Below are 25,344 nucleotides of genomic sequence, written 5' to 3' on the forward strand. Positions count from 1 at the left end.
ACCGCCCTCGTCCGCCGCCGGGCTCGGGGCATGACGAGCCACCTGCTGGTTCCCGGGTTCTGGATCGACGCGACGGCGTGGAGCGCGGTCGCGGACGACCTGCGCGCCCGCGGGCACGACGTCACCGCGCTCGACCTCGGTCACGAGCCCGGTGCCACCGCCCGGACCCGCGTCGACGACGTGCTCGCCGCGCTGGGCGGCGCGGGCGAGCCGGTCGTGCTCGTCGGTCACAGCGGCGCGGGCCCGGTCTGCGCGGCGGCGGCCGAGCGGGCCCGGGACCGGGTCGCGCACCTGGTGTTCGTCGACACCGGACCACTGCCCGACGGGGTCGCGCAGATCGACTTCACCCCGTCCGACGCGCAGGCCGCGACCCGGGCGACCCTCGCCGAGCACGGCGCACTGCCGATGTCGTCCCGCGCCGAGCTCGACGCCGCGGGCAGCAGCACCGCAGGCATCCCCGACGCCGTCTTCGACGACGTCCGCGCCCGCTCGACGGCCGAGCCGCCCGGGGTGGTGCTCACCGCCGCCCGTCGCGGAACGCCCGATCCCTCGCTGCCGAAGACCGTCGTGACCTGCAGCTTCACTCCCGCCGCCGCCCGCGAGCTGATCGACGCCGGGGTGCCCGGGTTCGCGGAGATGGACGGTCCGGAGTGGACGTTCACGGCGCTGCCGACGGGGCACTGGCCGATGCTATCCGAGCCGTCGGGCTCGCGGGGGTGCTCGACGGGCTGGAGTGATCCCGCCGCCGCGCACCTCCGGGCGCGCCCCCGCTCCCGTCCCGTCCCGTCCCGTCCCGGCTCGCCGGTCGGCCCACCGCCCGCCCCATCGCCCGGCCCGCCGGTCGCCGAGATGCAGCTCAGCGGGCTGTGGAGATCGACAGCTCCCGCTGAGCTGCATCTCGACGACCCTCGGACGCCGCGATGCAGGTCAGGGCCGTGCGCACGTGCGCTGGGGCAGCCCTCGGCTGCATCACGGCGCGGTCGAGTCGTATCAACACTCCTTGCTCAAGATGTCTTTATCAAGATAGGTTGACTCCCGTGCCGAAGGAGCCCTACACCCTCACCGACCCCGCGCGGCTGCGTGCGCTGGCCCATCCGCTTCGGGTCGAGCTGCTGGAGCTGGTGGGGCTCGAACGGAGCGCGACCGCCACCCGGTGCGCCGAGGTCACCGGCGAGAGCGTCGCCAGCTGCGCGTACCACCTGGGGATCCTCGCCAAGTACGGCTTCGTCGAGCCCGCCGAGGGCGGCCGGGCCCGGGAGAAGCCGTGGAAGCTGGTGCGCTACGGCCAGTCCTGGGGCGTCGAGGACGGCATGGAGCCCGAGACCGCGATGGCGGCCGAGACGCTGTCGGAGGTCTACGTCGACCGCGTCGCCGAGAAGATGAAGCGGTGGTTCCGGCGCGCCGGGGCCGAGGCGCCCGAGTGGCGCGAGGGCGGCGGGTTCTCGGGGGGTTCCACCTGGATGACCGCCGAGGAGCTCGCCGAGCTGCACGAGGAGCTGGTCGCCGTCTCGCGGCGGTTCCGCGAGCGGCAGCACGACCCGGACACCCGTCCGCCGGGGGCGCGGCCGGTCGAGTTCTTCTTCGGCACGTGGCTCCCGCGCCCGCCCGGCGAGATCACCCCGTCCGGCCCGCCGGGAGGTGGGTCGTGATCGAGGACCACTGGGCCCGCCTCGCGCGGGCACGGATGGCGGACCTGCACCGCGAGGCCGAGGCTCACCGTCTCGGTCGCGGACGCCCCCGTCCGCGGGTGCGGGACTCCCTGCACTCCGCCTACGCCCGTCTGTGGTGGGCCGTCCGCCCGCGTGCCGGGACCTGGGCCCCACGGCTGCTGCAGCACTGACGCCCGGTCCACGGGGCGCCCGTCGACCGGTACCGCCGGCGCCGACCCGCGGAGATGCAGCTCAGCGGGAGTTGTGGATCTCCCCAGCCCGCTGAGCTGCATCTCGGTGTCCGGAATGCGTCGAGATGCAGTGCAGGATCCGTGCGGGGCGCGCGCAGCAGCCCTCAGCTGCATCTCGACGGAGGTGCCGGGCGCGGTGTGTGGGCGAGGGCCCGGACATGACGACGCCCGGACCGGTGACCCGGCCCGGGCGTCGTGACGTGCTGCTACGCGACGATCAGACGTCGTAGCGGTCGGCCATCATGACCTTGTCCCAGGCGGCGACGAAGTCGCGGACGAACTTCTCCTGCGCGTCGTCGGAGGCGTAGACCTCGGCGACGGCGCGCAGCTCGGAGTTCGACCCGAATACCAGGTCGGCGCGGGTGCCGGTCCGCTTGACGTTCCCGGAGGCGTCGACGGCCTCGAAGGAGTCGTCGTCGCCGGCCACCGAGCGCCACTGGACGTCGCCGGCCAGCAGGTTGGTGAAGAAGTCGTTGGACAGCGTGCCGACCCGGTCGGTGAACACGCCGGCCGTCGACCCGCCGGTGTTGGCGCCCAGCACGCGCAGGCCGCCGACCAGCACGGTCATCTCCGGGGCGGAGACGCCGAGCAGGTTCGCGCGGTCGACGAGCAGGAACTCGCCGGGCAGGGTGTGGCCCTTGCCGCGGTAGTTGCGGAAGCCGTCGGCGGTGGGCTCCAGGTAGGAGAACGACTCGACGTCGGTCTTCTCCTGGGTGGCGTCGGTCCGGCCCGGGACGAACGGCACGGTGATGTCGTGCCCGCCGTCCTTGGCGGCCTTCTCCAGGGCGGCGGCACCGGCCAGCACGACGAGGTCGGCGAAGGAGATCTTCTTGCCGCCGGTCAGCGAGCCGTTGATCTCGGACCGGAGCGACTCCAGCGCCGAGACGACCTGGCGCAGCGTGTCGGGGTCGTTGACCTCCCACTGCAGCTGCGGCTCCAGGCGGATGCGGCCGCCGTTGGTGCCACCGCGCTTGTCGGACTGGCGGAACGACGAGGCCGCGGCCCAGGCGGTCTTGATCAGGTCGGTGACCGACAGGCCGGACTCGAGGACCTTCGCCTTGATCGACGCGACGTCGTCGGCGTCCACCAGCGGGTGGTCGACGGCCGGGACCGGGTCCTGCCACAGGAGCTCCTCCTGCGGCACCCAGGCGCCGATGTAGCGCTCCTTCGGGCCCATGTCGCGGTGGGTCAGCTTGTACCAGGCGCGGCGGTAGGCGTCCTCGAACTCACCCGGGTTGTCCAGCCAGCGGCGGGTGATCTCGCCGTAGACCGGGTCGACCCGCATGGACACGTCGGTGACCAGCATCGTCGGCTTGCGGTTCGGGAAGCCGGGCTCCGGGTCCGGGATGATCTCCGGTGCGTCCTTGGCGACGAACTGCCGCGCGCCGGCCGGCGACTCGGTCAGCTCCCACTCGTAGGCGTAGAGGTGCTTGAGGTAGTCGTGGCTCCACCGGTTCGGGGTGCGGGTCCAGATGACCTCGAGCCCGGAGGTGATGGCGTCGCGGCCCTTGCCCTTGCCGTAGTTCTGCTTCCAGCCCAGGCCCTGCTCGGTGATGTCGGCGGCCTCCGGCTCGGGGCCGACGTTGCCGTTCTCGTCGGGGTTGGCGGCACCGTGGGCCTTGCCGAGGGTGTGGCCGCCGACGATCAGCGCCGCGGTCTCCACGTCGTTCATCGCCATCCGGCCGAAGGTCTCGCGGATGTCGCGCGCGGCGGCGATCGGGTCACCGCTGGCGTCCGGGCCCTCCGGGTTGACGTAGATCAGGCCCATGTGCGACGCGCCGAGCGGCTTCTCCAGCTCGCGGTGGGCGAAGTCCTTGCTGCCGCCGTAGCGCGCGTCGTTGCCCAGCCAGACGTTCTCCGAGCCCCAGTAGACGTCCTCGTCGGGCTCCCACACGTCGGCGCGGCCGCCGGCGAAGCCGAACATCGGGAAGCCGGAGATCTCGTGCGCGCGGTTGCCCGCGAAGACAATCAGGTCGGCCCAGGAGACCTTGCGGCCCCACTTCTGCTTGACCGGCCAGAGCAGCCGGCGGGCCTTGTCCAGGTTGCCGTTGTCCGGCCAGCTGTTCAGCGGGGCGAAGCGCTGCATGCCGGCGCCCGCGCCGCCGCGGCCGTCGTAGGTCCGGTAGGTGCCCGCGGAGTGCCAGGCCATCCGGATGAAGAACCCGGCGTAGCTGCCGTGGTCAGCCGGCCACCAGTCCTGCGAGGTGGTGATGACGGCGTCGACGTCGCGCGCGAGCTCGTCGAGGTCGACGGTGGCGAACTCCTTCGCGTAGTCGAAGTCCGGCTCCATCGGGTCCGACGCGGGAGCGTGCTTGCGGAGGATCTTCAGGTTGAGCTGGTTGGGCCACCAGCTCTGGTTGCCGCCACCCTCGGTGGGGTGCGCGATGCGACCGGCGGCGACGGGGCAACCGCCGTCCTGCTCGCGGTTCATCTTGCTCTCGACGGTGGGGTGCTCGTCAGACACGGGACATCCTCTCGGGATCAGTGGATGAGCAGTCGGGGCACCGTCCCCAGTAGACGACCTCGGCCTCGTCGATCACGAAGCCGCTGTCGTCGGAGGCGGTGAGACAGGGTGCGGAGCCGACGGCGCAGTCGACGTCGGCGATGGCGCCACAGGATCGGCAGACCACGTGGTGGTGGTTGTCGCCGACCCGCGCCTCGTACCGCGCGACGGAGCCGGTGGGCTGGATCCGACGAACCAGCCCCGAGGAGTGCAGCGCACGCAGCACGTCGTAGACGGCCTGGTGCGACACCTCCCCGAGGTCCTCCCGCACGACACGGATGATCGACTCCGTGTCCGCGTGCTGGTGGGAGTGGACCGCCTGCAGCACGGCCAGGCGAGGACGCGTCACGCGCAGCGACGCTCCACGCAACATGCCTTCGTAGTCCGATGCGTTCGACACGGCGGCGAGCCTGCCCGCTTTTCTTGAGTCAGTCAAGTTTCGGCGTGTCTCAGTACGAGACCGGCGCCACATCACCTGGAACGGTGGCCGGAGGTCCTTCTCGAAGATCTTGCCGGTCGGGTGGCGGGGGAGCTCCGACAGGGCGTCGACGGTCGTCGGACATGTGAACGACGCGCGGTGGGCGCGCGCATGAACCAGCAGGTCCGCGACGTAGGAGATCGCGGCCGGGGTCCCGTCGGCGAAGTGGCCGGTCGAGGACCACTCGGCGGTCAGGGTGTCGCCGCCCTCGTGGATCCGCAGGTCGTGCATCCCGCCGTCGAGGGTCAGGAGATCGGGCACGGTGCGCATCCAGGCCTCGACGGCCTCCCGGCCCTCGACGCGTGTGGGCATCCCCTCCGGGGCGAACGGGAACTCGTGCACGGCGTCCTCGCGGTACATGGCCATGAACGTCTCGACGTCCTCCCGGTGGAAAGGCTTCGAGGCCGGCGGTCAGCAGCCGGACCCGGTCGCTGGTGGACGTGGACATCGCATCCCTCCGTTCGCCCAACGGAACGGTATCGTTCCGTTTTGGTGTCCGAGGCTAGGTCGACGGCCGACGGAACGCAAGCGTTCCGTCGGCGGCTAGGATGTCGGCGTGACGCTCCGACGAACCACCGGCGGCGGAGCGGTGCTGCGCCCCCGTGTCACCGAGGCGATCGTGTCCGCGGCCTTCGCCGAGCTGGCCGCGTCCGGGTACGGCCGCCTGTCGATGGAGGCGGTCGCCCGGCGTGCGAGTGTGGGCAAGGCGGCGCTGTACCGCCGCTGGTCGTCGAAGGAGCAGATGCTGGCCGACCTGGTCCGCCAGGCCGTCGCCGACACCTTGCCCCCGCCCCCGCGACCGGGGCGTTCCGCAGCGACCTGCGTGAGCTGCTCGGTGCCCTGCGCGACCAGGTGGCCACCCCGGTGGTGGCGGCGGTGGTCCCGACGCTGCTCGCCGAGTTCCGCCACACCCCGGCGCTGGCCGAGGTGCTGCAGACGGACGTGGCCGGTCCGCGGCGGGAGGTCGGCGTGCAGATGCTCCGGGCGGCGATCGCGCGGGGGGACCTGCCGCCGGCGGTGGACGTCGATCTCGCGGTCGACCTCCTGATCGCCCCGCTGCTGTTCCGGGTGCTGGTCACGGGGGCGGCGTGCGACGACCCGTACCTGGACACGCTCGCCGCGGCGGTCGAGGCGGGGGTCCGCGCCACCGCGTAGCGGTCGGGGACCCGATCGCCACGGTCCGGCCGGTCCCGCGCCGCCCGGAACGGTGCGGGGCCCGCCTCCCGTCGCGATCCCGGGCTGGGCGAGGATTGGCGCAGGCGATGCCCCGGTGCGAACCCCGGGGCACGACGCGAGACGGACGGAGACCGGAGTGCAGGAGACCGCGTCCACGGACCCGGCGACGGCGGCCGGGAGCGGGCGGATCGTCGTCGAGGGGCTCGGCAAGAAGTTCGGCCCGGTCGAGGCCGTGCACGACCTGTCGTTCACCGTCGAGCCCGGCTCGGTGACCGGGTTCCTCGGGCCCAACGGCTCGGGCAAGACGACGACGCTGCGGATGATCCTCGGCCTGGTCGTGCCCAGCACCGGACGCGCACTCGTCGACGGGGTGCCGTTCTCCGCGCTGGTCTCGCCCGGCCGCGTCGTCGGCGCGGTGCTGGAGGTGCAGGGGGTGCATCCGCGACGCACCGCCAGCGCACACCTGCGCGCCGCGGCCGCCGCGATCGGCGTGCCCGACACCCGGGTCGACGAGGTGCTCACCCTGGTGGGCCTGGCCGCCGCCGCGGACCGCTCGGCGGGCGGGTTCTCGCTCGGCATGAACCAGCGGCTGGCCCTGGCGGTGGCACTGCTCGGCGACCCGCGCATCCTCGTGCTCGACGAGCCGGGCAACGGCCTGGACCCCGACGGCATCGCCTGGCTGCGCTCGTTCCTGCAGGCCTTCGCCGCGTCGGGGCGCAGCGTGCTCGTCTCCTCCCACCAGCTGGCCGAAATGGAGCTGACCGCGCAGCGGCTGGTCGTCATCGACCGTGGTGCCTGCCGCTTCGACGGCACCGTCGCCGAGCTGCGCGCCGGCCACGGCTCTCGCGTGCTCGTGCGCGCCGCGGACCCGGCCCGGCTGGCCGAGGCGCTCGCCACGGACGGGATCACCGAGATCGACCGCGTCGACGACGGCGTGCTGGCCGTCGGCGGGGCCGACGCGGTCCGCGTCGGGGACCTGGCGCTCGCCGCGGGCGTCGCCGTGTACGGGATGAGCGAGGAGCGGGCCGGGCTGGAACAGATGTTCCTGCGCCTGCTCGCCGGTGAGGAGCAGCGCTGATGGCGACCGTGAGCCTCGACCGCTTCCGCGCGGTGCTGACCGCGGAGGTCCGCAAGACCCTGTCCACCCGGGTGTGGTGGCTGCTGTTCCTCCCGGTGCTGCTGCTCGCGCTGGCCCAGAGCCTGCTCGGCAGCATCCTGCAGCTACTCGTGCCGCAGGCCACCGAGACCTCCTCGATCCTGATGCTCGCGGGCCTGGCGTCGGGCCTGACCATGACCGCGATCGTCGGCGCCGCCTTCGGGACCCTGCTGGGCACCGGCGACTTCCGGCACCGCACGGTCACGCTGGCCTACCTGACCGGGTCCCGGGGCCAGGTGCTCGCGGCCAAGGCGGTGATCGCCGCCGTCGTCGCCGGGCTGTACGCGCTGGCCCTCGTCGTGGTCGGCCCGCTGCTCGGCGGTGCGGCGCTCGGCGGCCAGCAGCTCCCCGACCTCGGCCGGCTCGCCGGGCTGGGCGCGATCGGGATCCTGGTGTGCGCGCTGTGGGGGGTGCTCGGCGTCGCCGTCGGGACCCTGGTCACCAACCAGGCCGGGGCGATCGCGCTCACCGTCGGCTACCTGCTGATCGGGGAGAACCTGATCGCCGGGGCGCTGCGCGCGGGCGACGGGTCCTCGCTCGGGGACCCGTCGGTGTTCGCCCGGCTGACCCCGTTCCTGCCCGGCAACGCCGGTGACCTCGCCGTCTGGGAGCCGGTCGTGAGCTCGGCCGGGCTGGGCGCGCAGTCCCGGTTCGTCCTGGAGTTCCTGGCCGGGGTCAGCGCCCCGCCGCCCGGCTGGGTCGGGCTGCTGGTCCTGGCGGCGTGGACGGCCGCGGGGATCGCGCTGGCCGCCGTCGTCGGGGCACGGCGGGACATCACCTGAGCAGTGCCGGTGGGCGGCCCCCGGGTCTCCGACGCGGCGGTGCCGTAGGTGCGGGATGCCGGCCCTGAGCCGCCTCCCGCCGTGAGTACCGCTGGGTACCTCGTCGATCAGCGCATGACCGTTGTCCGCCCGGCCTCCGGCAGCGCTCATGCACTGATCGACGGTGCGGCGGCGGGTCCGGAGCGACGAGGTGCGGCGCCGGGGACCACGGCGACGACGGTGGGCGCGGCCGCGTCGACCCGGTCGAGCCGCGGTGGGCCGTGCGGGGGAGCTACCCGCGCCCGGCTGCCTGCGCCGTCGACCCCGTGTCGGGCGGCGTCGACGGGCCGGCTGTCGGGGGTCGGGCATAGCCTGGCGACGTGCCCACTCCCCACCCCTCCGCAGGCCCCGGCTGGATCCGCAGACTGGCCGCGGCCTGCATGCGGCACCGCCGCGTCACGGTCGGTGCGCTGGTCGCGTCCATGCTCGGCGTCGGGCTGGAGGCGATCGGCCCGCTGCTGATCCGCGAGGGCGTGAACGGCGCGATCGGCGGGGACACCGGCGTGCTCGCGCCGGTCGTCGGTGGGCTCCTGGTGCTGGGCGTGCTGAAGTTCGTCGGCGCGTTCGTGCGCCGCTACCTCGGTGGCAAGATGGCGCTGAACGTGCAGCACGACCTGCGGCGCGCGGTGTTCGGCGCGGTGCAGCGGATGGACGGAGTCCGCCAGGACCGGCTGCGCACCGGCCAGGTCGCCTCGCGGGCCATCTCCGACCTGCAGCTGGTGCAGGGCTTCCTGTCGATGGTTCCGCTGTCGGCGGGCACCGTCGTGCTGGTGGTCGTCGCGGTCGTCGCGATGCTGTACCTGTCTCCGCTGCTCACGGTGGTCGCGCTGGTCCTGCTGCCGCTGGCGTTCCTGGCCACCAACAGCATCCGGCGCAGGCTGTTCCCGGCCACCTGGTCCGCGCAGCAGCGGGCAGCCGAGATCGCCCAGCAGGTCGAGGAGACCGTCACCGGCGTGCGCGTGGTGAAGGGCTTCGGGCAGGAGGCCCGCGAGACCGCCACGCTGGAGGGCCGGGCCCGCCGGCTCTACGGTGAGCGGCTGCGGGCCGCCGGGCTGACCGCGCGGCTCAACCCGATGCTGCTGGCGCTGCCCGGCCTGGGGCAGGTCGCGGTGATCGGCATCGGTGGCTGGATGGCAGCCCGGGGCACGATCGACCTCGGCACGTTCCTGGCGTTCACCACCTACGTCGGCATGCTCGTCGGGCCCGCCCGGCTGATCGGCGCGCTCGTGGTCACCGCGCAGCTGACCCGGGCCGGGGCCGAGCGCGTCTTCGAGATCGTCGACTCCGCACCGGGGATCGTGGACCCGGAACGTCCGGCCTCGCTCCCCGAGGGCCCCCTGACCGTCGAGCTGGAGGACGTCCGGTTCGGCTACGAGCCCGCGGGCTCCGGCCCGGACGGCCACGCGGCCCCCGACCCGGTCCTGGACGGGCTCTCCCTGCGCGTCGAGCCCGGTGAGACCCTCGCCCTGGTCGGCCCGCCCGGCTCGGGCAAGTCGACGGTGGCGCTGCTGCTGCCCCGGTTCTACGACCCGCAGGCCGGGCGTCTCGCGATCGGCGGGGTGGACCTGCGCGACCTGCGGCTGCACGACCTGCGCGCCGAACTGGGGGTGGTGTTCGAGGAGGCGTTCCTGTTCTCCGACACCATCCGCAACAACATCGCCTACGGCCGCCCCGACGCCGACGAGGACGAGATCCGCGCCGCCGCCGAGGCGGCGCAGGTCGCGTCGTTCGTCGAGGACCTGCCCGACGGCTACGACACCGAGGTCGGCGAGCGCGGCCTGACCCTGTCCGGTGGCCAGCGACAGCGGATCGCACTGGCCCGGGCGATGCTCACCCGGCCACGGGTGCTCGTGCTCGACGACGCGACCTCCGCAGTCGACACCGCCACCGAGGCCGCGATCCACGAGACCCTGCACGAGCTGACCGCCGATCGGACCACGCTGCTGGTCGCGCACCGGCGGTCCACCCTGGCGCTGGCCGACCGGATCGCGGTCCTGGACAAGGGGCGGGTGGTCGACACCGGCACCGAGGACGAGCTGCGCAGCCGGTGCGCGCTGTTCCGGGAGCTGCTGGCCACCGGCCCCGCCGACGAGCTGGGCGGCGGCACCCGCGCGGCCACCGTCGCCCCGGTCGACGACGAGCCCGCGGACGACACCGACGGGGCGGCTTCCGGTGACCCGGTGCCGGCGTTTGTGGCAGCCGTCCCGGCCGTCACCCCGGAGCTGTGGCCGCGGATGAGCATCGAGCAGGACCCGGACCGGGCCCTGACCCGCGACGGCGGAGGCGGCGCGGCCGCCTGGGCGGGCGGGATCAGCGCGACCCCCGAGCTGCTCGAGTCCGTCGCGAAGCTGTCCCCGGCGACCGAGACGCCCCGGCTGCACGGCGACGACGCCCCGACGGCCCCCGACCCCGCGTTCCGGTTGTCCTCGCTACTGCGGCCGGTGCGCTGGCTGCTGGTGCTCGGCGTCGCGCTGATGACTGCGGACGCGCTGGCGACCCTGGCCCTGCCGAGCATCGCCCGGATCGCCGTCGACGACGGCATCGACGACGGCGCCACCCGGGTCCTGCTGCTGGCGGCGCTGGCCGGGCTGCTGATCGTCGTGCTGGACGCGGTGGTCGTCGGGTTCCAGACGCTGGTCACCGCCCGGGCCGGGGAGAGCCTGCTCTACCTGCTGCGGCTGCGCAGCTACGCGCACCTGCAGCGGCTCGGCCTCGACTTCTACGAGCGGGAGCTGTCCGGCCGGATCATGACCCGGATGACCACCGACGTGGACGCGCTGTCCACGTTCCTGCAGACCGGTCTGGCGCAGGCCGTCGTCAGCCTCCTGACGATCGGCGGGGTCGCGACCGCACTGGTGCTCACCGATCCGGAGCTCGCGCTGTACGCGCTGGGCTGGCTGCTGCCGCTGCTCGCGGTCGGCACCGTGGTGTTCCGCCGGTTCTCCTCCCGCGCCTACGCCGAGGCCCGCGAGCGGGTCAGCGTGGTCAACGCCGACCTGCAGGAGAACGTGTCCGGTGTCCGCATCGCGCAGGCCTACGTCCGCGAGGAGCTGAGCTACGACCGCTTCGGCGAGCGTTCCGACGCCTACCGCCGGTCGCGGCTGCGCGCGCAGCGCTACATCGCCACCTACTTCCCGTTCGTGGGGTTGCTGTCCGACATCGCGACGGCGGTGGTGCTGTTCGTCGGCGGCTCCCGGATCGTCGGCGGGGACATCACTCCGGGTGTGCTCACCGCGTTCCTGCTGTACCTGACCCTGTTCTTCGGCCCGGTGCAGCAGCTGTCGCAGGTGTTCGACGGCTACCAGCAGGCCCGGGTCGGCCTGAACCGGATCTCGGAGCTGCTGCGCACGCCGACCTCGGTCCCGGACGAGCCGCAGCGGCCGGTGCCGGTGCCGTCGCGGCTGCGCGGCGAGGTCGAGCTCGACCACGTGACGTTCCGCTACCCGGGGGTCGACGCCCCCGCCCTCGACGACGTGTCGCTGCGCGTCGGCGCGGGTGAGACCGTCGCGCTGGTGGGCGCGACCGGCGCCGGGAAGTCGACGCTGATCAAGCTGATCGCCCGGTTCTACGACACCGGCGAGGGCCAGGTCCGCGTCGACGGCGTCGACGTGCGCCGGTTCCCGCTGGCCGGGTACCGGTCCCGGCTCGGGGTGGTCCCGCAGGAGGCGCACCTGTTCACCGGTGACGTCGCCTCCAACATCGCCTACGGCCGCCCGGACGCCCCGCCGGAGCGGATCGAGGCCGCAGCCCGCGCGGTCGGGGCGCTGGGCCTAGTGCGGTCGCTGCCCCAGGGGTTCCACACCCCCGTCGGCGAGCGGGGGCAGGGCCTGTCGGCGGGACAGCGGCAGCTCGTCGCGCTGGCGAGGGCCGAGCTGGTCGACCCGGACGTGTTGATCTTCGACGAGGCGACCGCGGCGCTGGACCCGGCCACCGAGGCCACCGTGCTGGCGGCGGGGGAGCGGGTGGCGTCGCGGCGGACCGCGTTCGTCGTCGCCCACCGGCTGCAGACCGCCCGGCGGTCGGACCGGATCGTGGTGCTGTCCGGCGGCCGGATCGCCGAGGAGGGCAGCCACGACGAGCTGGTCCGTGCGGGCGGTCGGTACGCGGCCCTGTGGCGCGCGGGGGAGCTGGAGCCGGAGCCGGACAGCCCGCTGGCCGCACACACCTGACCCGGGTCGGCCGGGCCACCGGGTCGACCGGGCCGGGTCAGTCCCGCAGGTGCTCGGCCCGCGCGGCGACGGCGGCGCGGCGCGGGTCGTCCCGGTCGAGCAGGTCCAGCAGCAGCTCGTGCGCCTCCAGGTCGTCGGTCCCCAGCGGGTGCACGACGAAGCGGTGCAGGAGCGCGACGTCGTCCGAGGCGAGCACCGCGTGCCGCAGCCCGACCAGGAGCTCGTCACGCAGCTCGCGCACGGCGGGCGCGTCGGAACGGGGCAGCAGCTCGCCGTGGCAGGAGTCGAGCGCGTCGGACACCCGGCCGTCCCGCAGCGCGTCCCGGACCCGCAGGAAGTCGGCCTGTGGTCCGGTCGCGAGCCGGTACGGACGGGTGAGCAGCAGCTCCGCGCCCAACGACGACCGCAGCCGGTGGATCTCGCCGCGCAGGGTGGTCGGGTTGCCGTCCTCGCCGTAGAGCATCAGGGTCAGCTGCTCGCCGGAGAGCCCGTCGGGGTGCAGCGCCAGCGCCGTGAGGATCTCGGCCGGGCGCAGGGTGGCCGCGAACTCCTCGCCGTCGAGGGTGACGCGCGGCCCGCCCCCGCCGGTGAAGCGCAGCTCCAGCGGGCGTGCCGTGTCGGGCGGCATCGTCGCGACCACACGCCCGCGCTGTCGCGACGGCGGCACCAGCAGGTAGCCCTCGGCCAGCTTCTCGACGGCCATCTCCCGGCCGTCGCCGAGCTGCACCCGGTCGACGCCGTCGTCGAGCCGGATCCGCTCGGGGAACAGGCCGTAGGGCTCGCTGGCGATGACCCGGCCGCTCGGGGACAGCAGGGCGCCCTCGGAGCCGCGCAACGCCGTCAGGTGGGGCATGTTCTTGACCCGCAGCCGCTCGTCGGCGATCGCCAGCCGCACCCGCAGCTGGTTCTCCGCGAGGTGTGCGGTCGCCGTCACCAGCTGCACCAGCGCGGGGTGCACGGTGTGCAGCGGGCCGGAGATGTCGATGGCGCCGATGGTGTCGCCGGTGTCCGGGTCGTGCACGGGGGCCGCGACGCAGGTCCAGTCGTGGTAGGTCCGGACGAGGTGCTCGGCGGAGTGGATCCGGACCGGCTGGTCGACGGCCAGCGCGGTCCCCATCGCGTTGGTGCCGATGGTCTCCTCGGCCCAGCGGGTGCCCTCGACGAGCCCGACGTCGTCGGCGGAGCGCAGCAGGCCGTGTGCGCCGTCACGCCAGAGGACGGTGCCGTCGGCGTCGGTCACGAGCATCACGTGCATCGCCTCGTCGGCGATGCTCACGAGCGTGGAGCGGAGCAGCGGCATCACCGCGTGCAGCGGGTGGCCGGTCCGGACCTCCTTCAGCTCGTCGGCGAGGTAGATGAGCGGGGGGAGCCTGCCCTCCGGGTCGACGTGCGCGGCCAGGCTCCGCTGCCAGGAGTCGGACACGACCGGTCGCGGTGCGCCGGCCGAGCCGCCGGCGCCGAGCCCGTCGTCGTAGATGCGCCGCAGGCGGTTCGCGTCGGCCACCAGCTCGTCGGGGGAGGTGCCGCCCTCGGCTCCGCTCACGTCGCCTCCCGCCACGGCCGGGGCACCCGGTGCCCTGCTCCCACGTGATGCCCCGCGCCGGCGCGGGTCGATCCGTCCCGGCGTTCGTCCCCCGGGGTGGCGAGCATACCCGCTGTTCGGGGGCCCGACCTCCACACGACCGGGCCCGGGATGCGACGTCGCCGGATCGCGCGCAACGTGGGGGCAACGTGGCGCTCCTTACGGTTTGCCGCATCGGGACGCCGGGTGGTGCCCGGCGATGACGCAACAGACCCACCGGAGGACAGCGATGACGCTCGAAGCCGTTCGTGAGGCCATCGATCTGCGTGCCGGCCGCGGGGCCGACGGCGTGGATATGATCCGTCGCGCGGCCCGGGTACTCGTCGTCGACTCCGAGCCGATCGTCCGGCACGGGCTGCGGGCACTGCTGACCGCCGAGCCCGACCTGGCCCCGGCCGGCGAGGCCGCCTCCCCGCGGGACGCCCTGATGGCTGCCGAGCGGACCCGCCCCGACGCGATCGTCGTCGACATCGAGTTCGCCCGCGACGAGCGGCCCGGCCTCGACCTGGTGCGTGCGCTGATGGAGCGCTGCCGCGGGGTGAAGATCCTCGTGCTGACCGGCTGCCGGGACCGCGACGCGATGATGCGCACCGTGCGTCTGGGGGTGCACGGCTACCTGCGCAAGGGTGCCGACACCGCCGAGATCGTGCGGGCGCTGCGCACGGTCCTGCGCGGCGAGGGCGTCTTCGATCCGGGCACTGCCAGCGCCGGCCCGCTGCAGGTGCTGCGGGACACCGACCCGGCGCCGTCGCCCGCGCCTGACCTCTGCAAGACCTCGCTGCTGACCGACCGCGAGAACCAGGTGCTGCGGCTGCTCGCCGTCGGCCTGTCCAACCGCGAGATCGGGACCCGGCTGCGGATCTCCGAGGCCACCGTGAAGTTCCACGTGCGGAACCTGCGCGACAAGCTCGAGGTCCGGCGCCGCACCGAGATCGTCTACACCGCCGCCCGTCAGGGCATCGTCTGATCCCGCCGGGCCGGGGCGGAGGACACGTACCCGCCCCGGCCCGTGCCCCTGATCCACGGAGTGACACGACCGGCGCGGTCACCCATCGGGTGGCCGCGCCGGTCGCGTCGCGTGGTCGACGTCATCCCATCCGGGGATGCGTTCACCCGGCGGCCACCTTCTCCTCACCTCACGGGAGAACAGGGGTGTTGGGATGCGGAGGAAAGGGACGGTCCCGAACGGACCGGACCGAACCGCGCCATCCCACCACGACCCCAGGAGGACGACCGTGGCTCACAGCTGCCCCGGCGACGCCCCCCAGGCCGGCCCCCGCCGTGCCCTCCCGCTCCTCGACCGCATGCGGCACGACCGCCAGGGACTCACCTGCCGCTACCGGTGCGGCGACGCCTGCTCCCGGCCCGAGCCCAACCCGTCGTCGAACGCCTACTTCGGTGACGTCATGCAGGCCGTGCTCGACCGGCGCGGGATGCTCCGCGCCGGTGCGGTGATCGGCCTGGGCGCCGGGGCCGGTGTGGCGCTGGCCGGCACGGCCTCCGCGGCGGAGCCCGCCCCGGCCGCGCCGGCCCATCCTCTCGGTGCGGACGTGGCCGCGCAGCAGCAGGCCCGGCCCCCGCGCGGGCTGCAGTACGAGACCGTCGCGCCGAATCTCGACGACGCGATCCGCGTGCCGACCGACTACGCGAGCAACGTCGTGATCCGCTGGGGCGACCCGATGTTCCCGGACGCGCCGGAGTTCGACTTCGAGAAGCAGACCGCCGCGGCGCAGGCCCGCCAGTTCGGCTACAACAACGACTTCTGCGGCATCCTGCCGATCGACGGCCCCGGCCGCCGCTATGTCATGTTCTCCAACCACGAGTACACCATCGAGCCGTTGATGTTCCGCGGGTACGACGAGGACGCCCCCACCCCCGAGCAGATCCGGATCGGGATCGCCGCGCACGGCGGCGGCGTCGTCGAGGTGACCCGCGACCTGCGCACCGGCGAGCTGCGCTACGACCGCAACGGGAAGCTCAACCGGCGGATCACCGCCGACACCGAGATGGTGCTCGACGGCCCGGCCGCCGGTGCCGAGGTGCTGCGCACCAAGGCCGACCCGACCGGACGCAGCGTCAAGGGCATGATCGGCAACTGCGCCGGCGGCACCACCCCGTGGGGCACCTTCCTGTCCGGCGAGGAGAACTTCGACGGCTACTTCGCCTCCGGACCGGTCACCGACGAGCGCGCGCAGCGCTACGGGATCTCCGAGGGCAGCTCGTCGCGCAAGTGGGAGCGCGTCGACCCGCGCTGGGACCTCGCGCAGGAGCCGAACGAGGCCAACCGGTTCGGCTACATCGTCGAGATCGACCCGCACGACCCGCGTTCGAAGCCGGTCAAGCACACCGCGCTCGGCCGCTTCAAGCACGAGGGCGCCACCGTCGCGCTCACCCGCGACGGCCGCCCCGTCGTCTACATGGGCGACGACGAGCGCTTCGACTACGTCTACAAGTTCGTGTCGGACAAGCGGATGCGTCGCGGCAACAGCCGGGCCGCCCGCGAGCACAACGCCACCCTGCTGTCCTCGGGCACGCTCTACGTCGCGACCTTCACCGGGGACAGCCCGGCCGCGGAGATCACCGGCACCGGGGCCCTCCCGCGTGACGGCCGCTTCGACGGCTCCGGGCAGTGGAAGCCGCTGGCGTCGACCACGAAGTCCTACGTGGACGGCATGAGCGTCGCCGACGTCTTCGTGTTCACCCGGCTCGCCGCGGACAAGGTCGGCGCGACGAAGATGGACCGTCCGGAGGACGTGGAGCCCAACCCGCGCACCGGCAAGGTCTACATCGCCTGCACCAACAACTCCGACCGGGGCAAGGCCGGCAGCCAGGCCGCCGCGGACGAGGCGAACCCGCGCAACGCGAACCAGCACGGGCACGTCATCGAGTTGACCGAGTCCCGCGACGACCCTGCGGCGACGACGTTCGCCTGGAACATCCTGCTGGTCTGCGGGGACCCCGACGACCCGTCGACCTACTTCGGCGGGTTCGACAAGTCCCAGGTCAGCCCGATCACCTCGCCGGACAACGTGGCGTTCGACCCCTACGGCAACCTGTGGGTCTCGACCGACTCCACCCAGGCGCTGAAGATCAACGACGGCCTCTACGGCGTCGTGCTGGAGGGGCCGCAGCGCGGCTCGACCCGGCTGTTCGCCAGCGTCCCGGTCGGCTCGGAGTGCTGCGGGCCGGTCGTCACCGAGAACTTCGTGCTCGTCTCGGTGCAGCACCCGGGCGACCTCGACGGGGCCTCCCCGGAGGAGCCCGCCTCGCACTGGCCCGACGGCGGTGCCGCGCAGCCGCGCCCGGCCGTCGCCGCGATCCGGCACCTGAAGGGCGGCCGCCCGGCGAAGATCGGCGTCTGACACCCAGCGCCACCCGGTCCGTGCTCCGCGCGGACCGGGTGGCGCGGGGTCAGGCGCAGCGGCCGAGGTCCGGCTCGCCGGACCCGGCGCGCTCGTCGAACGAGATGTGCACGTGGTCGTAGTGGTTCGCGGTGTCGTCGCCGCGGTCCTCCATCTTCGACCACCCGGAGCCGTCGTTCATGCGCTGCTCCCAGATGACGTACTTCACGCCGAGCTCGTCGCCGTTGGTCAGCGTGCAGTCGGCGATGCGGTCGCCCTTCTGCCCGCGCACCATGATGTCCAGCGCGTGCCCGGTGGGATGGTCGGAGGCGTTCGCCCGCTGCGCGACGCCGATCAGGTCGGTCTCGCCGTAGGTGCAGCCGAGGAAATCCGCGGCGTCGGAGACCCACTCCTTCACCCGGCCCAGATCGCCGAGGTCGAGCCCGCACGACGGGTCGTTCAGTCCGCGCGCGGCGAGCTCCGCAGCGGCCCTGGCCCGTTCAGCGGCCTCCTGCGCCAGGCCCTGGGCCTTGCGGGCCGCGGCGAGGCTCGCGTCGGCGGCCGGGTCGAGCAGGCCCGCGTCGCGGACGATCTCGGCGCCGAGGACCGGGGTGTCCCGCGCGGCGGCCGCGGCCTCGGCGAACGGTGCGCCGGGGTCGGTGCCGTCGGACACCTCCTGCGCGGCCAGGCGCAGGTCGGCCGGGGTCGGCCCGAGGTCGAGCCCGGTCACGGGCGTGACGACGGCGAGCGTGCCGCTCGCGACGGCGGCCGCGGTGGCGACGTGGCGCAGGCCGGGCCGTGGCCCGGCCTGCGCCCGATGTCGGTGTCGGGGCACTTCCTGGTGCGGCGGCACGGTCTCTCCTCCGGCACGCGGACCGGCCGGGCTGCGGGGGAGCGTCGGGATCGGGGGATCCCGGCCCGTCGGGGGATACCGGACCGCGTGTTCAGTGACCGGACGGTAGCGAATGTCCCGCGATGTCCGATCTTCACGGTCCGTTCGTGGCGGCCACCGCACCCGGCCGTGCGGCGAGTGGCACGCACCGGATGAACGGGACGTCTTTACCCGACCGGACGTTCGGTGCAAAAGTAGCGCGTCCGGGACACCGCCGTCCCGGTGCAGGGGAGGACGCATGACCGAGCAGCAGGCCGCGCCCGGCACGGGCCCGACGAGTGCCGCCGACACGACCGGCTCCGCGCCCGCGCAGGTGCGCCGGGTCGCCGCGACGAGCGCGATCGGTACGACGATCGAGTGGTACGACTTCTTCATCTACGCCACGGCCGCGGCCCTGGTGTTCAACAGTCAGTTCTTCAGCACGATGTCCGCGGCCTCGGGCACCCTGGCCGCGTTCGCGACCCTCGGCGTCGGCCTGGTGGCGCGTCCGCTCGGCGGCATCGTGTGGGGGCACTTCGGTGACCGTCTCGGCCGCAAGAGGATGCTGGTCCTCTCGCTGCTGCTGATGGGCGTGGCCACCGTCGGGGTCGGCCTGCTGCCCACCTACGGCCAGATCGGCGTCGCGGTGCCGGTGCTGCTCGTCGTGCTGCGCCTGCTGCAGGGTCTCTCGGCGGGCGGTGAGTGGGGCGGCGCCGCGCTCATGGCGGTCGAGCACGCCCCGCCCGGCCGGCGCGGGCGCTACGGCTCGTTCCCACAGATCGGGGTGCCCGCCGGGCTGATCCTGGCCCAGCTGGTGTTCCTCGTCGTGTCCAACCTGACCACCGCCGAGCAGTTCGCCGCGTGGGGCTGGCGGATCCCGTTCCTGCTGTCGATCCTGCTGGTCGTCGTCGGGCTCGTGATCCGGATGCGGGTCGAGGAGAGCCCGGTGTTCGCACTGCTGCGGACCCACCGCGGCCGTAGCCGGGCCCCGATCCTGGAGGTGTTCCGGCAGCGTCCGCGCGAGCTGGTGCTGGCCTCGGTCAGCTTCGTCGCCAACAACGCGATCGGCTACATCTTCCTGGCCTACCTGCTCTCCTACGGCACCCAGGTGCTGGAGGTCCCGCGGAACACCATGATCGTCATCGTGATCATCGGCTCGCTGAGCTGGCTGGTCAGCATCGTCGCCGGCGCGGTCTGGTCGGACCGGGTCGGCCGCAAGCGTGCCTACCTGGCGGGCTCGGTGCTGCTCGTGGTGTGGCCGGTGCCGTTCTTCCTGCTGCTCGACACCACCGGGTTCGCCGCGATGGTCGTCGCGGTCGTCGTCCTCACGGTGGGCCTGGGGCTGTCCTACGGCCCGCAGTCCGCGTTGTTCGCGGAGATGTTCGAGGCCCGCTTCCGCTACAGCGGCGCGTCCTTCTCCTACGCCGTCGGTGCGGTGCTGGGCGGCGGGTTCGCGCCGCTGATCGCCGCCGCGCTGCAGCAGGGCTACGGGACGTCGATGGCGGTCGCGGCCTACATGGTCGTCGTCGCGGTAGTCTCGCTGGTCGCGGTCCTGCTCATCCGCGAGACGCACCGCCCGGACGCACCCGCCCGGCTCTCCTGACGACGACGGCGCCCCGGACGCGGTGTCCGGGGCGCCGGAGGGGCCTAGAGCGAACGGTGCCGGCCGCTGCCGAGCGGGGCCGGGGCGCCGGCCGAGGACGAGAGGTCCCTGGCCCGGCGACGCCCGGCCACCGTGCCCTCGACCGCCCGCTCGTCGATGGCGCTGGTCGCGGGGCCGGTGCTGGTTCCGGTGCCGGGGGAGGACATCGAGCGGGCCTGCTCGGCCAGCTCGCGGGTCACGCAGGGCCAGGTGGCACTGACCCCCGTCGCGTCCCTGCACTCACGGCAGAAGCCCTGCGTGTCGGGGGTGTGTTCCGCCAGGGTCCGCTCCAGCAGATCTGGCATCTCGGACAGGATGTTCGCGAGTGCCACGACTCACCTCCAGGTCGAATGCGAGCGACAGTAGTGGTCGGGTTCACCCGTCCCCGGCGGGGCGGGCAGCCGCCCACCGCGGACCGGCGATCCACTCAGGACCGTCCGTAACCGCTGCTCGCACCGGGTGCCGGCGGGTGGGGCGGAGCGGCTCGGTCGCCCGGTCGCCGGGTGTGACGCCCGTCCCGTCGGCACAGTGCGGCCCTGCCCGCTCGGTGAACCGTGCCACCGATCGGCAGTCGGTGCCGACGACACGACGACACGCACCACCGCTGCGACGGACGCGCACTCGGAGCACTCGTCGTCACGGCGTCCGGACCAGTGGACCGCCCCCGTCCGTACCTGTCATGTTGGGACGTCCGCATTGCGCACCGATACGGTCGGGCGCCTCCGAACGGTTCGGGAGCGCAAGGGGGACAGCACGATGCACGACGACGCGACGGCCGGGTCGCCGCTCCGCCGGGACCTCGCCCACCGCCACATCCAGCTCATCGCCATCGGCGGCGCGATCGGCACCGGGTTGTTCCTGGGGGCGGGCAAGACGATCTCGCTCGCGGGGCCGTCGGTGATCCTGGTCTACGCGATCATCGGCTTCTTCCTGTTCTTCGTGCTGCGCGCGATGGGCGAGGTGCTGCTGTCGGACCTGCGCTACAAGTCCTTCAGCGACGTCGCCGCTGACCTGCTCGGCCCGTGGGCCGGGTTCTTCACCGGCTGGACCTACTGGTTCTGCTGGGTGGTCACCGGCATCGCCGACGTCGTCGCGATCTCCGGCTACGTCGCCTACTGGTGGGCCGACGTCCCGCTCTGGATCCCCGCGCTGGCCTGCATCCTGGTGCTCTTCGCGCTGAACCTGCCGACGGTGCGCGCCTTCGGCGAGGCCGAGTTCTGGTTCGCCCTGGTCAAGATCGTCGCGATCCTCGCACTCGTCGTCGTCGGGCTGGCGATGGTCCTCGGCGGGTTCCGCGCCCCGGACGGCACGACCGCGGCGTTCGCCAACCTCTGGAACGACGGCGGCTTCTTCCCGACCGGAGTGACGGGCTTCGTGGCCGGCTTCCAGATCGCCGTGTTTGCCTTCGTCGGGGTCGAGCTCGTCGGCACCACCGCCGCCGAGGCGCGTGATCCGGAGCGCACGCTGCCGCGGGCGATCAACACCATCCCGGTGCGGATCCTGCTGTTCTACGTCGGCGCCCTCGCCGTCATCTGCGCGGTCACCCCGTGGAGCCGGATCGCTGCCGACGAGAGCCCGTTCGTCGCGATGTTCGGCCTCGCCGGGCTCGCCGCGGCGGCAGGCGTCGTCAACTTCGTGGTGCTCACCAGTGCCCTGTCCAGCGCCAACTCCGGCATCTACTCGACGTCGCGGATGGTCTACGGCCTCGCCGGTGACGGCGCCGCGCCCCCGCGGTTCGCCCGGCTGTCCGCGCGCCGGGTCCCGGTGAACGCGCTCGCGTTCTCGTGCGTGTTCCTGCTGGTGGGGGTGGCGCTGCTGTACTCGGGGCAGTCCGTGGTGGGGGCGTTCACCGTCGTCACGACGATCTCGTCGGTCTGCTTCGTGTTCGTGTGGACGATGATCCTGGTGAGCTACCTGGAGCACCGCAGGCGCCGCCCGCAGCGCCACGCGGCGTCGAGGTTCCCGATGCCGGGTGGGGTGCCGATGGTCGTCGCGGTGCTGGCGTTCTTCGTGTTCGTGCTGTGGGCGCTGACCCAGCAGGACGACACCCTGGTCGCCCTGCTGGTGACGCCGATCTGGTTCGCCGTGCTCGCCGTCGCCTACCTGGTGCTGCGCCGCAGCCCGGCGCACGCCCGGGCCAGGGCCGCGCGCCGGGAGAAGGTGGCTGCCGAGCTCGCCGAGCGGGACCGGATCGCCGCCTAGCCCTCCGGGACCTCGCGCTCGATCTCGTCCAGCCAGATCGTCGCCGACAGGTCCGAGGGCGCCCGCCAGTCACCGCGCGGCGACAGCGCACCCCCGGCGGACACCTTGGGGCCGTTCGGCAGCGCCGAGCGCTTGAACTGGGCGAACTGGAAGAAGCGCCGGGCGAACACCTGCAGCCACCGGCGGATCTCCGCCGGGGAGTACTCGGGCCGCTCGTCGTCGGGGAAGCCGGGCGGCCAGGCGCCCGCGGTCGCGTCGGACCAGGCGTGCCCGGCCAGGAACGCGATCTTCGACGGCCGGTAGCCGTGGCGCAGCGTGTACCAGAGCGTGAAGTCCTGCAGCGCGTACGGCCCGACGGTGGCCTGGCTGGACTGCACCTCGGTGGTCCCGTCCGACGGCACCAGCTCCGGGGTGATCTCGGTGTCGAGCACCGACTGCAGCACGGTGGAGACCTCGGCCGGGAACTGCTCGGAGGAGATCACCCAGCGGATGAGGTGCTGCATCAGCGTCTTCGGGACGCCGCCGTTGACGTTGTAGTGCGACATCTGGTCGCCGACGCCGTAGGTGGACCAGCCGAGCGCGATCTCCGACAGGTCCCCGGTGCCGAGCACGATCCCGCCGCGCTGGTTCGCCAGCCGGAACAGGTAGTCGGTGCGCAGACCGGCCTGGACGTTCTCGAACGTGACGTCGTAGACCGGCTCGCCGCGCCCGAAGGGATGGTCGATCTCCGACAGCATCGTCCGGGCGGTGCCGGTGATGTCGATCGTGTCGAATGTGACCCCGAGGGCCTCGGACAGCGCGACGGCGTTGCTGCGGGTGTGGTCCGAGGTCGCGAAGCCGGGCATGGTGAAGGCCAGGATGTCGGTGCGCGGGCGCCCGAGCCGGTCCATCGCCCGGGCCGCGACGATCAGCGCGTGCGTGGAGTCGAGCCCGCCGGACACCCCGATCACGACCTTCGGCTGGCCGATCGCGCGCAGCCGCTGCTCCAGCCCGGCGACCTGGATCGAGTACGCCTCGAAGCAGTCCTGCTCCAGTCGCGCCGGGTCCGCGGGCACGAACGGGAAACGCTCCACGGTGCGGCGCAGCCCGATGTCGTGGCCGGGCGGGTCGAGCCGGAACCCGATGGTGCGGAAGGCGTCGGTGCGGGCGGCGTGGGTGCGGCGGTTGTCGTCGAACGTGCCCTGGCGCCGCCGCTCGGCGGCGATCAGGTCGAGGTCGACGTCGGCGACGGCGTGCCGCGCCCCCTGCGGGAAGCGCCCGGACTCCGCGAGGAGCACGCCGTTCTCGTAGATCATGGTCTGGCCGTCCCAGGAGACGTCCGTGGTGGACTCGCCCTCGCCCGCGGCCGCGTAGACGTAGGCGGCCAGACAGCGCGCCGACGCCGAGCGCGACAGCAGGTGCCGGGTGTCGGCCCGGCCGACGGTGATCGGCGAGCCGGACAGGTTCGCCAGCACCGTCGCCCCGGCCAGTGCCGCCTCCGACGACGGCGGGATCGGCACCCAGTAGTCCTCGCAGAGCTCGGCGTGCAGCACCAGGCCGGGCAGGTCCTCGGCGGCGAAGAGCAGGTCCGTGCCGAACGGCACGTCGACACCGGACGCGCCGCCCAGCCGGATGGTCGCACCGCGGACGTCGTCGCCGGCGGCGGTCTGGCGGCGCTCGTAGAACTCGCGGTAGGTCGGCAGGTAGGACTTGGGGGCGACGCCGAGGATCCGGCCCCGGTGGATCACGACCGCGCAGTTGTAGAGGCGGTGGCGGTACCGCAGCGGTGCCCCGACCACGAGGACCGGCAGCAGGTCCGCCGTCGCCGCGACGAGCGAGACCAGCTCGGTCTCGACGGTGTCCAGCAGGGTGTCCTGCATCAGGACGTCCTCGATGGAGTAGCCCGAGAGCGTCAGCTCGGGGAACACCACCAGCCCGACGCCGTCGTCGGCGCAGGTCCGCGCGGTCTCCAGCACGGCGGCGACGTTCGCGGCCGGGGCGGCCATCGTGGTGTGCAGGGTCGCCGCGGCGGTGCGCAGGAAGCGGTGGCGGTAGACGGAGCGGAAGTCCACGTCGTCATTCTGACCGGTGGGTGGTCAGCCCCTTCGACCCGCCAGCATCCGCGCCGCCCCGCAGGCGATCCCGGTGGCGACGAGCAGCCCCAGCAGCACCGCCCAGCCGGCCCCGACCGAGCCGCCGGCCAGCACGACCCCGAGCGACCCCAGCCACGCCAGCGGCACCAGCAACCACAGCGCCAGGCCGTGCAGCACCGCCGGGATCTCCCCGACGCCGGCCGCGATCACGATCCACACCACCCCGGCGAGCAGCCCACCGACCAGCAGCAGGGTGCCGACTCCCTCCCAGACCACGCGTGTCTCCTTCCTAGGGGTCGGGGACCGGCAGCACGCGCTGCGGCACACCGGGCCCGTCGTCGATCGTGACACCCGCCGGCGTCGCGGGCGGGGCGAGCGGCCCCGGCAGGTGCGCACCCAGCCAGTCCACCAGGTCCGGCACCTGGGCGCGGACGGCGTTCTGGTTGTGTCCGCCGCCCGGGTACACGCGGGTGTCGACGGTCACCGGCGGCGCCGCGGCGGCCCGGATCCGGTCCGCCGCCGCCCGCTCCTCGGGCTCGTCGGAACCTGCGGTGACCAGCATCGCCAGTGGTGCGGGCCGCTCGCCCAGCAGCGCGACGACGTCGTTCGCGGCCGCCAGGTCGGGCCGGCCGGCCAACAGCTCCCCGGTGACGACGTCGTCGGGGGGTGCGGTCGTAGCCGCTCTGGCTGACCGCGAGCGTGTAGGTGCGCGGGTGGCGCAGCGCCAGGTTCATCGCGCAGCGCAGTACCCACCCGAGGACCAGCCGGCCAGCGCCCAGGCTCCGCGGTCGGAGCGCACCCGCAGGTGCCGGGTGGTCCAGCCGACGAGGTCGGTGGTCAGGTAGGTGTCGTCGGCCGCGCCGTGCTGGGCGTCGACGCACTCCTGGTCGTGGCCGAACCGGGGTTCGCCGTTGATGTCGGGGATCACCGGTACGACCGGCGGGATGCGGCGATCGCGGCGATCGCGGCGTCGAGGACCTCGGGGACCCGGAACAGCGCGGCGACCTCGCGGGGCTCGCCGGGGAACCCGGGCAGCCACTCGACGACCGGGAAGCGGGCCTGCGGGTGCTCGGTGTAGCGGGCGGGAGGTAGACGTCGGGGTCGCGGTCGATGCCGGACGCGTCCCCGTGCAGGGTCATGTGCAGCGTGGAGCCCAGCCCCTGCGCGGACCGGGCGGCGACCAGCGGCATCGCCGCGTCGAGGCCGGCACCGTCCGGGCCGATGTCGGCGACCGAGCCCTCGCCGGGGTCGGGGGAGGACCCGATCAGCGAGCCGACGGTGGGGAAGAAGCCGCCGAGCAGGTTCGCCCCGGCCCCGGCGGTCGCGAGCACGGCCACGGCCGAGACGATCACGAGCAGCGTCCGCGCGACCCCGGCGCAGCCGGTGCCACGACCCTCCGGTGAGGGCGAGCGCCAGTAGCGCCGTGACGGC

At 73.5% G+C, this 25,344-nt stretch carries 21 protein-coding genes and 1 pseudogene; 12 read left to right on the forward strand and 10 right to left on the reverse strand.

Annotated features, from left to right (window positions below; genetic code table 11):
* Window positions 1-30: 30 nt before the first annotated feature.
* Genes XF36_RS32105 through XF36_RS02505 form a run of 3 tightly spaced genes read left to right on the forward strand, consistent with a single transcriptional unit; the run spans window position 31 to window position 1,840 of the window.
* Window positions 31-1,032 (forward strand): esterase/lipase family protein, encoded by a 1,002-nt coding sequence (locus XF36_RS32105; RefSeq protein WP_060710720.1) that lies wholly within the window; start codon window positions 31-33, stop codon window positions 1,030-1,032.
* Between the two features lie 5 nt (window positions 1,033-1,037).
* Window positions 1,038-1,649, forward strand: coding sequence for a winged helix-turn-helix domain-containing protein (locus XF36_RS02500; RefSeq protein WP_060710721.1), 612 nt, complete (start codon window positions 1,038-1,040; stop codon window positions 1,647-1,649).
* The gene (locus tag XF36_RS02505; RefSeq protein ID WP_020623821.1) at window positions 1,646-1,840 is read left to right on the forward strand and encodes a hypothetical protein; all 195 of its coding nucleotides are present in this window, start codon (window positions 1,646-1,648) and stop codon (window positions 1,838-1,840) included. The genes XF36_RS02500 and XF36_RS02505 overlap by 4 nt, the downstream gene beginning before the upstream one ends.
* Window positions 1,841-2,117: 277 nt before the next feature.
* Here XF36_RS02505 and katG read toward each other — a convergent pair whose 3' ends face one another.
* From katG to XF36_RS33590, 3 genes and pseudogenes are all read right to left on the reverse strand, one after another.
* Window positions 2,118-4,364: a catalase/peroxidase HPI gene (gene katG / locus XF36_RS02510; protein WP_060710722.1), complete on the reverse strand. Its 2,247-nt coding sequence runs from the start codon at window positions 4,362-4,364 to the stop codon at window positions 2,118-2,120.
* A complete protein-coding gene (locus XF36_RS33585) occupies window positions 4,357-4,776 on the reverse strand; it encodes a Fur family transcriptional regulator (RefSeq protein ID WP_043278241.1) in 420 nt (139 codons plus the stop codon). Before XF36_RS33585 ends, katG begins: the two co-directional genes overlap by 8 nt.
* A gap of 294 nt (window positions 4,777-5,070) precedes the next feature.
* A pseudogene (locus XF36_RS33590) lies at window positions 5,071-5,247 on the reverse strand (nuclear transport factor 2 family protein); the annotation flags it as partial.
* Between the two features lie 486 nt (window positions 5,248-5,733).
* Between XF36_RS33590 and XF36_RS33600 the strand changes: the two are divergent.
* From XF36_RS33600 to XF36_RS02535, 4 genes are all read left to right on the forward strand, one after another.
* Complete coding sequence (locus tag XF36_RS33600; protein WP_238589079.1) at window positions 5,734-6,036, forward strand: TetR-like C-terminal domain-containing protein; 303 nt, start codon at window positions 5,734-5,736, stop codon at window positions 6,034-6,036.
* A 157-nt stretch (window positions 6,037-6,193) separates the two neighbouring features.
* A complete protein-coding gene (locus XF36_RS02525; RefSeq protein ID WP_060710723.1) occupies window positions 6,194-7,135 on the forward strand; it encodes an ATP-binding cassette domain-containing protein in 942 nt (313 codons plus the stop codon).
* Window positions 7,135-7,995, forward strand: coding sequence for a hypothetical protein (locus XF36_RS02530; protein ID WP_060710724.1), 861 nt, complete (start codon window positions 7,135-7,137; stop codon window positions 7,993-7,995). The genes XF36_RS02525 and XF36_RS02530 overlap by 1 nt, the downstream gene beginning before the upstream one ends.
* Before the next feature lie 419 nt (window positions 7,996-8,414).
* Window positions 8,415-12,203 (forward strand): ABC transporter ATP-binding protein, encoded by a 3,789-nt coding sequence (locus XF36_RS02535; RefSeq protein ID WP_060710725.1) that lies wholly within the window; start codon window positions 8,415-8,417, stop codon window positions 12,201-12,203.
* 37 nt (window positions 12,204-12,240) lie between these two features.
* On the opposite strand, the gene XF36_RS02540 is transcribed toward XF36_RS02535, so the two are convergent.
* A complete protein-coding gene (locus XF36_RS02540) occupies window positions 12,241-13,746 on the reverse strand; it encodes a helix-turn-helix domain-containing protein (protein ID WP_060714355.1) in 1,506 nt (501 codons plus the stop codon).
* 268 nt (window positions 13,747-14,014) lie between these two features.
* Here XF36_RS02540 and XF36_RS02545 point away from each other — a divergent pair, with 268 nt between their 5' ends.
* Together XF36_RS02545 and XF36_RS02550 are read left to right on the forward strand one after the other, a co-directional pair.
* Window positions 14,015-14,752, forward strand: coding sequence for a LuxR C-terminal-related transcriptional regulator (locus XF36_RS02545; RefSeq protein WP_060710726.1), 738 nt, complete (start codon window positions 14,015-14,017; stop codon window positions 14,750-14,752).
* 337 nt (window positions 14,753-15,089) lie between these two features.
* Window positions 15,090-17,147 (forward strand): PhoX family protein, encoded by a 2,058-nt coding sequence (locus XF36_RS02550; protein WP_060714356.1) that lies wholly within the window; start codon window positions 15,090-15,092, stop codon window positions 17,145-17,147.
* A gap of 49 nt (window positions 17,148-17,196) precedes the next feature.
* Here XF36_RS02550 and XF36_RS33605 read toward each other — a convergent pair whose 3' ends face one another.
* Window positions 17,197-17,979, reverse strand: coding sequence for a hypothetical protein (locus XF36_RS33605; RefSeq protein ID WP_238589080.1), 783 nt, complete (start codon window positions 17,977-17,979; stop codon window positions 17,197-17,199).
* Between the two features lie 277 nt (window positions 17,980-18,256).
* Here XF36_RS33605 and XF36_RS02560 point away from each other — a divergent pair, with 277 nt between their 5' ends.
* On the forward strand, window positions 18,257-19,600 hold the full coding sequence (locus tag XF36_RS02560) for an MFS transporter (protein ID WP_238589081.1): 1,344 nt from the start codon (window positions 18,257-18,259) through the stop codon (window positions 19,598-19,600).
* A 44-nt stretch (window positions 19,601-19,644) separates the two neighbouring features.
* Here the strand turns inward: XF36_RS02560 and XF36_RS02565 are convergent, their stop codons facing one another.
* Entirely contained in the window at window positions 19,645-19,944 is a 300-nt protein-coding gene (locus XF36_RS02565; RefSeq protein ID WP_238589383.1) for a hypothetical protein, read from the reverse strand.
* A 451-nt stretch (window positions 19,945-20,395) separates the two neighbouring features.
* Here XF36_RS02565 and XF36_RS02570 point away from each other — a divergent pair, with 451 nt between their 5' ends.
* Window positions 20,396-21,841 carry an amino acid permease gene (locus tag XF36_RS02570; protein WP_060710729.1) on the forward strand — a complete coding sequence of 482 codons (1,446 nt, stop codon included), beginning with the start codon at window positions 20,396-20,398 and terminating at the stop codon, window positions 21,839-21,841.
* Here the strand turns inward: XF36_RS02570 and XF36_RS02575 are convergent.
* The 4 genes from XF36_RS02575 to XF36_RS29875 form a co-directional block, all read right to left on the reverse strand.
* Window positions 21,838-23,892: an NAD(+) synthase gene (locus XF36_RS02575; protein ID WP_060710730.1), complete on the reverse strand. Its 2,055-nt coding sequence runs from the start codon at window positions 23,890-23,892 to the stop codon at window positions 21,838-21,840. The genes XF36_RS02570 and XF36_RS02575 overlap by 4 nt on opposite strands.
* 24 nt (window positions 23,893-23,916) lie before the next feature.
* Complete coding sequence (locus tag XF36_RS02580; protein WP_060710731.1) at window positions 23,917-24,189, reverse strand: hypothetical protein; 273 nt, start codon at window positions 24,187-24,189, stop codon at window positions 23,917-23,919.
* 13 nt (window positions 24,190-24,202) lie between these two features.
* Window positions 24,203-24,550 carry a hypothetical protein gene (locus XF36_RS29870; RefSeq protein WP_060710732.1) on the reverse strand — a complete coding sequence of 116 codons (348 nt, stop codon included), beginning with the start codon at window positions 24,548-24,550 and terminating at the stop codon, window positions 24,203-24,205.
* 93 nt (window positions 24,551-24,643) lie between these two features.
* A complete protein-coding gene (locus tag XF36_RS29875) occupies window positions 24,644-24,841 on the reverse strand; it encodes a hypothetical protein (RefSeq protein ID WP_060710733.1) in 198 nt (65 codons plus the stop codon).
* A 293-nt stretch (window positions 24,842-25,134) separates the two neighbouring features.
* On the opposite strand from XF36_RS29875, the gene XF36_RS31170 reads away from it, so the two are divergent.
* Entirely contained in the window at window positions 25,135-25,332 is a 198-nt protein-coding gene (locus tag XF36_RS31170; protein ID WP_145981233.1) for a hypothetical protein, read from the forward strand.
* Window positions 25,333-25,344 lie beyond the last annotated feature (12 nt).

The organism is Pseudonocardia sp. HH130629-09 (assembly GCF_001294645.1).
Classification (GTDB): Bacteria; Actinomycetota; Actinomycetes; order Mycobacteriales; family Pseudonocardiaceae; genus Pseudonocardia.

Excerpts from the sequence above, each read along its gene's own strand:
- XF36_RS02545 (WP_060710726.1), top strand. The coding sequence starts at position 14,015 with ATGACGCTCGAAGCCGTTCGTGAGGCCATCGATCTGCGTGCCGGCCGC.
- XF36_RS02535 (WP_060710725.1), top strand. The coding sequence starts at position 8,415 with ATGCGGCACCGCCGCGTCACGGTCGGTGCGCTGGTCGCGTCCATGCTC.
- XF36_RS02550 (WP_060714356.1), top strand. The coding sequence starts at position 15,090 with ATGCGGCACGACCGCCAGGGACTCACCTGCCGCTACCGGTGCGGCGAC.
- XF36_RS02565 (WP_238589383.1), bottom strand. The coding sequence starts at position 19,944 with ATGCCAGATCTGCTGGAGCGGACCCTGGCGGAACACACCCCCGACACG.
- XF36_RS02560 (WP_238589081.1), top strand. The coding sequence starts at position 18,257 with ATGACCGAGCAGCAGGCCGCGCCCGGCACGGGCCCGACGAGTGCCGCC.
- XF36_RS31170 (WP_145981233.1), top strand. The coding sequence starts at position 25,135 with ATGTCGGCGACCGAGCCCTCGCCGGGGTCGGGGGAGGACCCGATCAGC.
- XF36_RS02570 (WP_060710729.1), top strand. The coding sequence starts at position 20,396 with ATGCACGACGACGCGACGGCCGGGTCGCCGCTCCGCCGGGACCTCGCC.
- XF36_RS32105 (WP_060710720.1), top strand. The coding sequence starts at position 31 with ATGACGAGCCACCTGCTGGTTCCCGGGTTCTGGATCGACGCGACGGCG.
- XF36_RS02530 (WP_060710724.1), top strand. The coding sequence starts at position 7,135 with ATGGCGACCGTGAGCCTCGACCGCTTCCGCGCGGTGCTGACCGCGGAG.
- XF36_RS33585 (WP_043278241.1), bottom strand. The coding sequence starts at position 4,776 with ATGTTGCGTGGAGCGTCGCTGCGCGTGACGCGTCCTCGCCTGGCCGTG.